Annotated in this window: 10 protein-coding genes; 7 read left to right on the top strand and 3 right to left on the bottom strand. The window is 72.3% G+C overall.

All coding sequences use genetic code 11. The features are described from left to right. The first annotated feature begins 34 nt into the window (after positions 1-34). The gene (locus ABZX61_RS13680; RefSeq protein WP_165959788.1) at positions 35-199 is read left to right on the top strand and encodes a hypothetical protein; all 165 of its coding nucleotides are present in this window, start codon (positions 35-37) and stop codon (positions 197-199) included. Between the two features lie 45 nt (positions 200-244). On the opposite strand, the gene ABZX61_RS13675 is transcribed toward ABZX61_RS13680, so the two are convergent. After that, the gene (locus ABZX61_RS13675; protein ID WP_355194354.1) at positions 245-1,033 is read right to left on the bottom strand and encodes an inositol monophosphatase family protein; all 789 of its coding nucleotides are present in this window, start codon (positions 1,031-1,033) and stop codon (positions 245-247) included. After that, positions 1,033-3,033 carry a S9 family peptidase gene (locus tag ABZX61_RS13670; RefSeq protein ID WP_355194352.1) on the bottom strand — a complete coding sequence of 667 codons (2,001 nt, stop codon included), beginning with the start codon at positions 3,031-3,033 and terminating at the stop codon, positions 1,033-1,035. Before ABZX61_RS13670 ends, ABZX61_RS13675 begins: the two co-directional genes overlap by 1 nt. 32 nt (positions 3,034-3,065) lie before the next feature. On the opposite strand from ABZX61_RS13670, the gene ABZX61_RS13665 reads away from it, so the two are divergent. Further along, positions 3,066-4,016, top strand: a complete 951-nt coding sequence (locus ABZX61_RS13665) for a ferrochelatase (RefSeq protein WP_355194350.1) — start codon at positions 3,066-3,068, stop codon at positions 4,014-4,016. Here ABZX61_RS13665 and ABZX61_RS13660 read toward each other — a convergent pair. Then, positions 4,007-5,176 (bottom strand): lytic transglycosylase domain-containing protein, encoded by a 1,170-nt coding sequence (locus tag ABZX61_RS13660; RefSeq protein WP_355194348.1) that lies wholly within the window; start codon positions 5,174-5,176, stop codon positions 4,007-4,009. The genes ABZX61_RS13665 and ABZX61_RS13660 overlap by 10 nt on opposite strands. Positions 5,177-5,269: 93 nt before the next feature. Here ABZX61_RS13660 and ABZX61_RS13655 point away from each other — a divergent pair, with 93 nt between their 5' ends. From ABZX61_RS13655 to sepH, 5 genes are all read left to right on the top strand, one after another. Next, complete coding sequence (locus tag ABZX61_RS13655; protein ID WP_355194346.1) at positions 5,270-6,472, top strand: MFS transporter; 1,203 nt, start codon at positions 5,270-5,272, stop codon at positions 6,470-6,472. A gap of 54 nt (positions 6,473-6,526) precedes the next feature. Continuing rightward, the gene (locus ABZX61_RS13650; protein ID WP_350722907.1) at positions 6,527-7,252 is read left to right on the top strand and encodes a polysaccharide deacetylase family protein; all 726 of its coding nucleotides are present in this window, start codon (positions 6,527-6,529) and stop codon (positions 7,250-7,252) included. A 43-nt stretch (positions 7,253-7,295) separates the two neighbouring features. After that, positions 7,296-8,573 carry a D-arabinono-1,4-lactone oxidase gene (locus tag ABZX61_RS13645; RefSeq protein WP_355194343.1) on the top strand — a complete coding sequence of 426 codons (1,278 nt, stop codon included), beginning with the start codon at positions 7,296-7,298 and terminating at the stop codon, positions 8,571-8,573. A gap of 79 nt (positions 8,574-8,652) precedes the next feature. Next, positions 8,653-9,597: a S8 family serine peptidase gene (locus ABZX61_RS13640; RefSeq protein WP_355194341.1), complete on the top strand. Its 945-nt coding sequence runs from the start codon at positions 8,653-8,655 to the stop codon at positions 9,595-9,597. Between the two features lie 160 nt (positions 9,598-9,757). Then, positions 9,758-12,589 (top strand): septation protein SepH, encoded by a 2,832-nt coding sequence (gene sepH, locus ABZX61_RS13635; RefSeq protein ID WP_355194339.1) that lies wholly within the window; start codon positions 9,758-9,760, stop codon positions 12,587-12,589. Positions 12,590-12,785: the final 196 nt, after the last annotated feature.

The following is a 12,785-nucleotide window of genomic DNA, read 5'->3' as shown; positions in this document are numbered from 1 at the left end:
TAAGACACGGATCGGACCCCAGAGAGTAGGTGAGATGGGCGAGTTCACGACTACGATCGAACACCGCCTCGACCAGGCTTATAAGGGCCTTCGGGAGGCCCGTAGCGTCGGCGACGAATATCTCGCTGACACGCTCACCGCCGAGATCGAGGACCTGCGCAGGCTGGCCGACGATCACGGCATCCCGTTGCCCCGCTGACCAAGCGCGAACGGCCGGAGCCCCCGGGGCTCCGGCCGTTCGCGTTCAGGCGTCCCGTTCCGGGTTCTGCGCCGCCAGCAGGTCGTGCAGCTCCTCGAAGAGCCCCGGCGCCGCGCAGAGCGCGAACTCCGGGCTCACCGGCCTGCCGTGCAGGCCTTCGAGCCTGGCCCCCGACTCGGTCGCCACCAGGCCGGCCGCGCCGTAGTCCCACGGGTTGATGCCGCGCTCGTAGTAGGCGTCCACGCGGCCCGCCGCGAGCGAGCACAGGTCGATCGCGCACGAGCCGCCGCGCCTGATGTCCCGCACCCGGGGCAGCACCGCCGCGACCACCTGGCCCTGGACCGCGCGCCTGCTCACCGCGTAGCCGAACCCGGTCGCCACCAGCGCCTGCGCGAGCGGCACGCCCGTGTTGCAACGCAGCCGCTCGGCGCCGAGCCAGGCGCCCTCGCCGAGCGCCGCGGTGTAGACCTCGCCGCGCGCCGGCAGGTTGACGACCCCGGCCACGACCTGGCCGTTCACCTCGACGGCGATCGACACCGCCCACTCCGGCAGGCCGTACAGGAAGTTGACGGTGCCGTCGATCGGGTCGACGACCCAGCGCACGTCCGAATCGCCGGGCTTCTCCCCACCCTCCTCGCCGAGGATCCTGTCGCCGGGCCTGGCGGCCAGGATGCGCTCGCGGATGAGCTCCTCCGACGCCTTGTCCAGCGCGGTGACCACGTCGGTGGGGCTGGACTTGGTCTCGATCTCCTCGGACATCGTGGGCCGCTTGGCGAGCAGCATGTCGCCCGCCTCACGCGCGATGTCCTCGGCCAGTCTCAGGAAATCCGTCATCAGGCCACCGAGTCCGGACGCTTCCACTCCTCGCCGAGCACGTGCTGGGCGAGGAAGGCGAAGACGGTCTCGTACCAGGCGACGATGTTGCCCGGCTTGAGGATCCAGTGGTTCTCGTCGGGGAAGTACAGGAACTTCGACTCGACCTCGCTGCGCCGCAGGTCCCACCAGAGCCGCAGGCCCTCGCCGATCGGCACGCGGTAGTCCTTGTCGCCGTGGATGACGAGGAGCGGCGTGGTGATCTTGTCGAGGGAGTTGTGCGGCGACAGGAGCTGGTACCGCTCGGAGCCGGGCTCGCCCATCTCGCGCTGCCAGTACATGGCGGCGTCGGTGGTGCCGGCGAACTGGTCGAGGTTCCACAGTGCCGCGTGGGTGACGATGGCCTTGTAGCGGTCGCTGTGGCCGGCGAGCCAGTTGGCCATGTAGCCGCCGTACGAGCCGCCCATCGCGCCGATGCGCTCGCTGTCGATGTCGTCCCTGGCCAGGGCCACGTCGACGATCGCGTCGAGGTCGGCCTGGGTGCGCGGGCCCCAGTTGCCCCAGCCGCGGTCGATCATCTCCTGCCCGTAGCCGGTGGACAGGCACGGGTCCGGCATGAGCACGGCGTACCCGCGCTGGGTCATGAGCCATACCTGCCAGCGCCACTGCCAGTCGTTCCACGAGGCGACCGGGCCGCCGTGGATCCACAGCACGAACGGCGCCGGCTCGTCGGCCGAGGCGCCTTCGGGCAACGCGAGCCAGCCGCGGATCGTGGCGCCGTCGTCAGCGGTGGCGGAGATCTCGGTCAGCGTGCCCGGCGCCTCGGGACGCGGCCCGGGCGAGGGCAGGTCGACGATCTCGCCGCCGGCCACGTCGATCCTGGCCGGGCCGGGGGCGAGGGCGATGCCGCTGCGCAGCGCGTAGACGGAGCCGCCGTCGGAGGAGACGTTGAGCCCGGTGTACGCGGCGTCGTCCAGGGTGAGCCTGCTGCTCTCCCCGTCCAGCGGGACGCGGAAGACCGGACGGCGGCCCTGGTGGTCGGCCACGATGTAGACGGCCGAGGAGTCCGGCGCCCACGCGATGTCCGAGGGGAACAGGTCGGGCGCGTACGCGCGGCCCTCGCCGGTGGCCACGTCGGCGATCCACAGCTCGCTGCGCGCCGAGACCTCCAGCCCGGTGAACCGGTCGCGGGCGCAGGCCACCCTGGAGCCGTCGGGCGAGATCGCGAGCGGGCCCGTGTAGTCGAAGCCGTCCTCGGTGAGCACCGTGCGCCGCTCGCCCGAGGCCACGTCGATGGCCACCAGGTCGGTACGGCTCTCGCCCTTCGGCAGGTACGTGCGCCAGGTCGTGAACACCGTGGCGCCGTCCGGGCTCAGCTCGAACGAGGCGTCCCGCAGCCCCTCCCCCGCGTCGGGGGTCAGCTCGCGCACGTCCTCCAGGCGGTCGCCGCCGAGCCTGGCGGCGAACAGCCTGGTGCGGCCCGGGCCGAGGTCGTGGTCCCAGAAGCGGATCGGGTAACCCTCGTGCAGGATGGCGCTGATCCCGGCGTCCTTGCGGGCCTTGCGCCTGTCCTCGTCGGCCGCCTCCTCGCCGTCGAGCACGTCGGCGGAGAACACCACGACGTCGGCGGCCGTACGCACCGCGCCGACGCCGCCGGGGCGGGTGGCCACCTGGCGGGCCTCACCGCCCGCGCGGGGCAGCAACCAGAGCGCGGGCACCTCGTCGGAGGAGTCCTTGACGGTGGGGTCGGGGCGGGCGGAGGTGAACAGCACGTCGCCCGCGGCCGTGAAGACCGCGGCCGACTCGCCCTTGGCCGAGCGGGTCAGCCGGTAGGGCTCGCCGTCGACCGGAATCGCCCAGAGCGCGGTGCCGTAAGACTTGCCGTCGGGGTTGAGTGACTGGACTGTGGAGATCAACCTGGAGCCGTCGGGGGAGAGCTTCAGCGAGAGAACCCGGGGGATGGCCACGTAGTCGCGTATGTCATTGAATGCGCTCACTCCACCGAACCTACCTCGCAGCATAGACCGCCCGCATACCCCAATACTGTGGTCACGTGGGAACTTACGACGCGTTGCTGGTTCTGTCGTTCGGCGGGCCCGAGGGGCCCGAGGACGTGCTGCCGTTCCTGGAGAACGTCGTGCGCGGCAGGGGGGTGCCGCGCGAGCGGCTGCTCGAGGTGGCCGAGCACTACCAGGGCTTCGGCGGGGTCAGCCCGATCAACCGGCAGAACCGCGACCTGGTCGAGGCGCTGCGGCCGATCGCCGGCGTGCCCGTCTACTGGGGCAACCGCAACTGGCACCCGTTCGGCGAGGACACCGTCCGCCAGATGAAGGCCGACGGGATCAGGAAAGCGGCCGTGTTCGCGACCTCGGCGTTCGCGGGCTACTCGAGCTGCCGCCAGTACTACGAGGACATCGCCAGGATCTCCGTCGAGGACGGCCCCGAGCTGGTCAAGATGCGCCACTTCGGCGACCACCCGGGGTTCGTGGCCGCGATGGCCGACCACACGCGGGCCGCGCTCGACCGGCTCGGCCGCGACGACGCCAGGCTGGTGTTCACCGCCCACAGCATCCCCGTCTCCATGGCCGAGACCGCGGGCCCCTCGGGCGGCCTGTACGAGGCGCAGCTCCGCAGGAGCGCCGAGCTGGTCAGCCAGGCGCTCGGCCGCACGCAGCCGTGGGACCTGGTGTGGCAGTCGCGCAGCGGCCCGCCACAGGTGCCGTGGCTGGAGCCGGACGTCTGCGACTTCCTGCGCAAGACGGACGCCCGTTCGGTCGTGCTGGTGCCGATCGGGTTCGTCTCCGACCACATGGAGGTCGTCTACGACCTCGACACCGAGGCCAGGCAGGTGGCCGCCGAGCTGGCGCTGCCGATGGAGCGGGCGGCGACCGCCGGCACGCACCTGCGCTTCGTCCAGATGGTGCGCGAACTGATGGACGAGCCCGAGCCCATCCCCTGCGCGCTCACCTGCTGCCCGGCTCCCCGCAGACGCCCTCAGGCGTAAGTACGGGCGTAGGCCTGGGCGATCCCCATGACCTTGTTCACGTAGTCCCACGAGTGGTTGTAGAACCAGATCGCCTTGCGTAGCTTCTCGCCGCCCTGGCCGGCGCCGTTGGCACACAGGTAGTTGGCGGCGCCGGGCACCGCGTCGTACGGGCTCCAGATGTCGGACTTGCCGTCCCCGTCGCCGTCCACGCCGTAGTGCTTCCAGGTGGCGGGCATGAACTGCATGGGCCCGAGCGCGCCCGCGCTGGACGGGCCGTTGTTGCGGCCGTGGCTGCTCTCCACCTGCCCGATCGCCGCCAGCACCGTCCACGACAGCCCCGGGCAGCGGGTGGCCGACGCCTTGTACAGGTCCAGGTAGCTGCCCGGGCGGCCCACGTTCACCGTCGTCTGGGGCTTCTGCTGCTTCGGCGTACGGTGCGCCGCGTCCAGCATGACGACCTGCGAGCCCTTGCCGAGCACCTTGCGCACCCCGGCCTCGCTGATCTTGCCGGCCTTGCCGTGCAGCAGCACCGCGACCCCCGGCGCGAACCCCAGCGACCTGCCCAGGTCCGCGCTCACCAGCCCGTCCACGCCCATGAGCCCGAGCGTGGCCGAGGCCGCCACGCGCAGCCGGGGACCGCCGTCCACCTGGTACATGCCGCCCAGGATCATCCCGAACTTGCGCATCGCGCCCGCGTCGGCCACCAGCTCGCCCCTGGCCAGCGCGCTCCACACGGCGGGCTGGTCGGCGACGGGCTGCGGCGTCCAGGAGCGGAAGTCGGCGGGATCGACGGCCAGCAGGTTCAGGCCGGTGCCGGCCACCTTGATCGCGCCCGCGTCCACCACGGCCACCTTCTGCACGTACTTCAGCCCGCTGAGCGCGAACCTCGTGCTCTTGGGGACCGTGCCCGCGGCGATGGCCAGCACGCGCGGCGGCGTCGCGGTGACCCCGGCGCCGCCCTGGCCGAAGTCCTTGACCGGCGCGGCCGTGGGCACGAGCTGGTCGAGGCGCGGCGAGGGCTGCTGCGGCCGCTGCGTGGGCTTCCTGCGCACCGGCTCGTTCGCGGTTTTGACCAGGTCGTCGCCCAGGATCACGACGACTCCGCCGGCCGCGGCCGTGACCACGAGCACGGCGGCGACCATGAGGATGACCGCGCGGAACGAGGGAAGACCGGACACTCGGGACACGTTAACCCACTCGGCCGCTAAATCACTTGCCATACGGACATACGGTGCGCCATGGTTACTTGGCTCAAGTAAGGGGGAAAAGGCGTGGTCGGGCCTTACCGAGGATTGTTCGACGGGCCCGGCGTCAAGGGGTTCGTCCTGGCGGGATTCATCGGCCGCATGCCGATGTCCATGCTCGGCATCGGGGTCGTGCTGCTGGTCTCCGCGCTCACCTCGTCGTACGCCACCGCCGGCGGCGTCGCCGCCATGACCAACCTGGCCTTCGCCGTGGCCGCCCCCATGTCGGGCCGTCTCGTGGACAGGTTCGGGCAGGGCCGGGTGATCCCGCCGTTCGCCGTCGTCAACGCGCTCGCGCTGGTCGCCCTGATGCTGTGCGCCGGGTTCGGGCTGCCCGACTGGACGCTGTACGCCTCGGGCCTGCTCGTGGGCGGCACCTCGCTGTCGCTGGGCTCGATGGTGCGGGCCCGCTGGTCGGTCATCCACGGCGGGTCGGGCAGGCTGCACACCGCGTTCGCCTTCGAGTCGGTGGTGGACGAGGTCATCTTCGTCACCGGGCCCGCGCTGGTCACGGTGCTGGCCACCGCCGTGAACCCGTACGCGGGGCTGGTCGTGGCCCTGGTCTGCATGCTCCTCGGCACCTTCGCGCTGGCGGCCCAGCGGCGCACCCAGCCGCCCGTGCAGCCGGTCAAGACGGTGGCGGGCACTCCCATCTTGATCCCCGGCATCGCCCTGCTGGCGTGCGTCTACCTGGCGCTGGGCGCCGTGTTCGGCTCGGTCGACCTGATCACGGTGGCCTTCGCCGAGGAGCACGGCGTGAAGGGCGCCTCCGGGTTCCTGCTGGCGGCGTTCGCGGGCGGGTCGATGGTGTCGGGGCTGTGGTTCGGGTCGCGGGAATGGAAGATCTCGCTGCGCGGGCGGTTCGTGCGGACGCTCGCGCTGTTCGTGGTGGGGCTCATACCGATCATGTTCATCGGTGACGCGCGGATCATGGCGCCGGCCCTGTTCCTGGCCGGATTCGCCATCTCGCCGACGCTCATCACGGGCTTCTCGCTCACCGAGCGGCTGGTGCCTCCGTCCCTGCTCACCGAGGGCATGGCGTGGATCTCGACGTCGATCGGGTTCGGCGTGGCGGTCGGGGCGTGGGCCGGCGGGCGGCTCACCGAGATGTTCGGCGCGTCCAACGCGTACGCCTTCTCCTGGAGTGCGGCGATCCTGGCCGCGGCCGTGGGTATCGGAGGTTCGGGTTTGCTGAGACTTCCCGAGGCTCCTTCACCCGCCAAGAGTTGATCCGCTACGGTCGGGACATCCCTCGCAACACCCATCTCATTGGAAGCATTACCTATGTCCCGACAAATCAGTTCACTTCTAGCTATCGCGGCTGTCTGCGTCACTCTGGCCCCGGCGCCCGCCTTCGCACAGGCGCCGAAGAAGGCCGCGCCGGTCGACTGCGAGCAGGTCAAGTGCCTCGCGCTGACGTTCGACGACGGGCCCGGCCAGTACGCGGGAACGCTCCTCGACACGCTGAAGAAGTACGACGCGAAGGCGACGTTCTTCCTCGAGGGCCAGTACGTCAAGAGCCGCCCCGCGTTCGTCAAGCGCATGGTGGCCGAGGGCCACGAGGTCGGCAACCACAGCTACAGCCACCCCGACTTCACCAAGTCCGACGCGGGCGCCATCAGGAACGAGATCAAGAAGACCCAGGACGCGGTCAAGAAGGCTTCGGGCGTCGAGCCCAAGCTGCTGCGTCCGCCGTACGGGCTGGCCGACCTGCAGGTCGCCGACGTCGCCACGGAGTTCGGCATGCCGATGATCCTGTGGACCGCCGGCTCCGAGGACTGGTCCAGCAAGAACGTCGACGCCATCAAGAAGAAGACCATGGAGGTCGCGCAGCCCAACGGCATCATCCTGATGCACGACTGGGTGAAGCAGACCGTGGACGCGATGCCGGCCCTCATCAAGTCGCTCCAGAAGAAGGGCTACCACCTCGTGACGGTGTCCGACATCGTCAAGCAGCAGAACCTGCAGCCCGGCGACATCTTCCCGGTTCCCGCCGGCTGGGAGAAGTGAGTATCGTTCGCGTCTAACCGAACGATGCTCTGGAGGGGCGCTCATGACGTTCGCGAATTGGGCGCGTAACCAGTCGGGCACCCCTGCCGAGGTGCGTACGCCGGCCTCGGTCGAGGACGTCGTACGCGCCGTGCGGGACGCCGCCGCCTCCGGGCGGCGGGTCCGCATGGTGGGGACGGGCCACTCCTTCACGGGGGTGGCCCTCACCGACGGCGTCATGCTGCGCCCCGGCGCGCTCACCGGGATCAGGTCATGGGGCGACGACCGCGTGACCGTGCTGGCCGGCACCCCGCTCCGCGTGCTGAACGAGCTGCTCGACGAGCGCGGCCTGGCCCTGGCCAACATGGGCGACATCACCGAGCAGACCGTCGCGGGCGCGATCCAGACCGGCACGCACGGCACCGGCCGCGACAGCGGCGGCCTCGCCGACCAGGTCGCCGAGCTGGAGCTGGTGCTGGCCGACGGCTCGGTGACGACGTCCGGGCCGGGCGAGGACCTGTTCGACGCGGCCAGGGTCGGGCTGGGGGCGCTCGGGGTGCTGACGGCCGTGACGCTCCGGGTTGAGCCCGCGTTCCTGCTGCACAACCGGCGGCGCAAGCTGTCCCTCAGCGAGGTGCTCGGCTCGCTCGACGAGCTGACCTCGGCGAACGAGCACCTCGACTTCTTCTGGCTGCCGCACACCGACGCCTGCCTGGTCAAGACCAACAACCGCAGCCCGGGCCCGGCCCGGCCGCCGGGCGCGTTGCGGCACTGGCTGGACAACGTCTTCCTGGAGAACACCGTCTTCGGCGCGGCCTGCGCGCTCGGGGGCCGCTTCCCCGACCTGATCCCGCGGATCAACGCCGTCAGCGCGGCGGCGCTCGGCGACTCGGAGTCGGTGGACACGTCGTACAAGGTCTTCACGGCGCGGCGGGACGTGCGCTTCCTCGAGATGGAGTACGCGGTGCCGCGCGAACGCCTCGGCCAGGCGCTGCGCGAGACCAGGGACCTGATCGACCGGATGGACTGGAAGATCACGTTCCCGGTGGAGGTGCGGGTCACGCCGCCCAGCGACGCGTGGCTGTCCACCGCGTACGGGCGGTCGTCGGCGTACATCGCGTGCCACATCTACCGGCCGACGCCGAACCCCGCGTACTTCGAGGGTGTGGAGGAGATCATGACGCGGCTGGACGGGCGGCCGCACTGGGGCAAGCTGCACACCAGGGACGCTTCCTACCTGAACAAGGTCTATCCCCGCTTCGCGGACTTCACGGCCCTGCGCGACCGGCTCGACCCGGGACGCCTATTCGGCAATGAGTACCTGGATCTAGTGCTCGGCTAACGCATCGTTAGGTAAAGAGCTTGCTCGAAAACGTGTCCTGGGATCCGCGCGGGCCTCGTGGCGGGCATCCTCGTAACTCGTGCCCCGACGACTCGGCCTGCCCTCCGTGTACCTCGCCGCGGCCGTGGCCACCGCCGCCACGACCGCCGTTCCTCTCGCCATGACGCCCGCGTCAGGACTCGCCCTGCGGCCCGCCCCCACCGAGCCGACCCGGCCCTTCATCGTCACGGCACGCAGCCGCGGCGCCGCCCGCGATCTCGTCGGCGAGGTGCGGTGGCGGGTGCGGCGCTATTACACCGCCGCACTGCCCGGCTTCGCCACCTTCCTCACCGCCGCCGAGCTGGCCGAGCTCCGGTCGGACCCGCGGGTGCTCGCGGTCGAGCCCGACCGCGAGATCCGCCCCATGACGCTCGGGAAATCCCGCCCGCGCTCCCACTGGGCCACCGGCGCCGGCGCCACCGTGTACGTCGTGGACAGCGGCCTGGACACGGCCCGGGCCGAGCTCGGCGACCGGGCCTGGCGCGCCTTCGACGCCACGGGCGGCACCGGGCACGACTGCGCGGGCCACGGCACCGAGGCCGCGCGGCGCGTCAACGTCATGGCGCCGAAGGCCCGGATCGCCTCCGTGCGGGTGCTCGGCTGCGCCGGCTACGGCACCCTGGCTGATCTGCTCGCCGGGCTGGACTGGATCGGCAGGCACGCCCACGGCCCCTCCGTCGCGAACCTGGCCGTCGACGGGTCCGACTCCCCCGCGCTCGACGCCGCCACGCGGTCGCTGGTGCGGTCGGGCGTCTTCGTGGTCGGCGCGGCGTCCTCCGGCGCCTGCCGGGCCGTGCCCGGCGCTCAGGCCTTCTCCGCTCACGCACCGTATCTGGCCGGGGTCGCCGCCCAATACCTGGAGCGCCATCCTGGCGCCGCCCCATCCGTTCTGGCCTCTTGGCTCAAGTGCACGACACCACGCGCCGCGATTCGTCAGAATCCGTCAGGGGCCTCTAACCTCCACCTGCACAACGGCGGGCTCTAGAGGGATGGATTCGACAAATGTGACCGGCGTCACACCGTCCCGGGAGTATCCCAGGAAGGCGATGTTCGGACATGCCGGGTACGGTGCTGGCAGGCAACCGGCACACGCGAGAGACTCAAGGGTCCGGGGGAAGAATGGCGACGCTGACGAAGGGACTCGCATGCAGGAGCTCCGACTCGTCGCGGTGAGTGAGGACGGCACCTATCTCGTGCTGGCTACTGCCGGGCGAGGTACGCGCTTCACGCTTCCCGTGGACGACCGGCTCCGTGCTGCCGTCCGCGGCAACTTCTCCCGTCTCGGCCAGTACGAGATCGAAGTGGAGAGTCCGTTGCGCCCCAAGGAGATCCAGGCTCGCATCCGCGCCGGAGAGACGGCGGAGGAGATAGCCGCGACCGCCGGGATCCCGGTCGAGCGTGTCCGCTGGTTCGAGGGTCCGGTGCTGCAGGAGCGGGAGTACGTCGCCCAGCAGGCGCAACGTGTGGCCGTCCGGATGCCCGGTGAGTCGGCGCCCGGGCCCACCCTGGGCGACCTCGTCGCCGAGCGGCTGACCAGGCGTGGCGTGCCCACCGACGAGATCGACTGGGATTCCGCCAAGCGCGACGACGGGCTGTGGCGCGTCAAGCTCGGCTACGTGTGGAACGGTCACACGCGCCACGCCGAATGGCTGTTCGACCCGCGCAAGCGGCACGTGACGCCCCATGACGACGAGGCCATGCGGCTGTCGGCGGCCGACTTCGACCCGGATCCCGTCGTCGTGGAGGACACGACGGTGACGCCGTTCACGCCGCGGGTGGCCAAGCTGCAGCCCGTGCCGCCGCTCGCCTCCGACCCGCTGCCGTTCCCGTCGGTGGTGCGCCGCGAGCCGGAGGAGCCGGCGGTCGGCTACAACCCGCCGCCCAGGTCGCCGGAGACGGCGTACGGCCGCGCCCCGGAGACGGCGCCCCCGTTCGAGCGGGGCGCGCCTCCACGTGAGCCTGACACCTCCAGAGAGGTGTCTTACGACACGCCCGACCCCGGCGAGCACTACCGGCCGGAGCCGCCCGCCCGCGAGACCGGCTATGCCCGCCCCGGCGACACCTCGTCCCGCCGCGGCGGGTCTTCGCCGTGGCTGCCCGACTTCGGCTCCGGCCGTCCTGCCGGGCGCGAGGCCGACTCCTCCATCTACGCCCCTGCCGGCACTCCCGCGGACTCCCGCACCTCACCTCCGCCCGCCGTCGAGGAGCCGCCCGCCCAGGAGCGCCCGGTGGCCTGGCGCGAGCAGAGCCCTGCCCCGCAGGCCCCCGCACCGTCCCAGCCCGCCGCGGCCACACCGCCCACGCCCCAGCCCACCGCCGAGCCCCACCACCAGCCCACCACCCGCGACCCGCACACCACCCCGGCCCAGCCCGCGCCCCAGGCCCAGCCCGCAGTCCAGGCTCAGCCCGCTGCCCAGGCTCAGCCCGCTGCTGAGACCCAGCCCGGCGCTGACGCCCAGTTCGCCGCTGAAGCCCAGCGTGTCGGCCAGGGCCAGGCGAGCGCCGCCGTGGAGTCACCCGCGCAGCCCGAGGCCGCGAAGCCCGAGGCCGCAACGCCCGCTGCGATGGAGCGGCCTGCCGCACCGGAGCCGTCCACGGAGCCCGCTCAGGACGCCCACTCCGCCGCGACCAGCCGGCCGAGCACGGCCCCGGCCCCGATCGCGACCTCCGAGCCGACCGCAGCCCCTGAGCCGGTCGTGGCCCATGGGGCGACGGCGGCCGCACAACCCGTGGCATCCGCAGACCCCGTGGCACCCGCGGAGGCCGTAGCGACCACCGAGCCGACGTCGGCCACCGAGCCGGCGACACTCGCGGAGCCGACCACGGTCACCGAGCCCGCAGCATCCGCGGAGCCGACCCCGGTCGCCGAGCCCACGGCGACCACGGAGCCGACCGCGATCACCGAGCCCGCGGCGACCTCTGAGGCGACGGCCGTCACCCAGCCCGCAGCGACCTCCGAGACGACCGCGGTCAGCGAGCCCGCAGCGGTCTCCGAGCCGACGGCAGTCACCCAGCCCGCGGCATCCGCGGAGCCGACCGCGGTCGCCGAGCCGGTGGTTGCCTCGGAGTCGGCGGCATCTGCGGCGCCGGTCGCGTCCGCGAAGCCGACCCCGGAGCCGACCCCGGTCACCGAGTCGGCACCAGCCACGGAGCCGGTCACTTCTTCGGCCACCGAGCCGGTCGCGTCCTCGGCCACCGAGTCGGACACGTCGTCGGCCGGCGAGCCGGTCGCGTCGGTCACCGACGCCGAGCCCACTCCTGAGCCCACTCCTGAGCCCGCTCCCGCGCCGGTCTCCGAGGCCGTCTCCGCGCCTGCCGACGCGCCCGCCGATGGGGACACCACACCCACCACGGACGCCCAGGCCGCCGACGCCGTAAAGGCCGAGACGTCCAAGCCGGCGGCAGACGCGCCCACCGCCGAGCCGACGGCCGCCATGCCCGAGCAGAAGGCGACCCAGGCCGTACCGGACGCCCAGCCGCAGCCCGAGGCGACCCCTGAGGTCGCCACACCGGAGGCCGCCGGCACCCCCACAACGGAGGCCGCCAGCACCGCCATGGCGGAGCCCGCCAGTGCCGCCGCCGCAAAGGAAGCCGCGACCACCACTACGACGGAGCCCGCCAGCGGTGCCGCGGCCGCGAGCACTGCTGCGACGAAGCCTGCCGAGGCCGCCGCGCCGGAGCCCGCGGCTCAGCCCGCTGCGCCGAAGCCCGAGAGCGCGGCCGAGCCCGAGCAGCCCGCTCAGGAGGCCAAGCCGCCGGCGCCCGCTCCCAAGCCCAAGCCCACGGAGCCCAAGACCGCCCCGGCGGTCCCGGCGGCGCGGTCCGGCAAGGACGCGCCCAAGGAGGAGCCGCCCGTGCCGGTGCCGTCTCCCCCGCCCGCTCCGGCGGCCCGCCAGGCGCGCAAGGGTTCGCGGGGCCGCCGCGCCTCGGTTCCGACCTGGGACGAGATCATGTTCGGCGCCCGCCGCCAGGACTGACCGCCCCAGGCGCGGAGACCGACCTCGGCGGCCCACCGCCAGCCACGGTGCCACGACCTCAGCGGCACCACACCGGCGCGAGGGCCGTGACGAAGGCCGGGGCCTCCCGGTCCGCCGCCGAGGGAAGGGGGATCGATGCCTCGGCACGAACTTCCCGGTCCACCGCACAGACGAGAGGGACCGGGCGGTGCCGGGG

The sequence above is a fragment of the Nonomuraea sp. NPDC003709 genome (assembly GCF_040610775.1).
In the GTDB taxonomy this organism is placed as follows: domain Bacteria; phylum Actinomycetota; class Actinomycetes; order Streptosporangiales; family Streptosporangiaceae; genus Nonomuraea; species Nonomuraea angiospora_A.
Note: the sequence above shows the minus strand (reverse complement) of the source record. Positions and strands in the feature narration are given on the sequence as shown.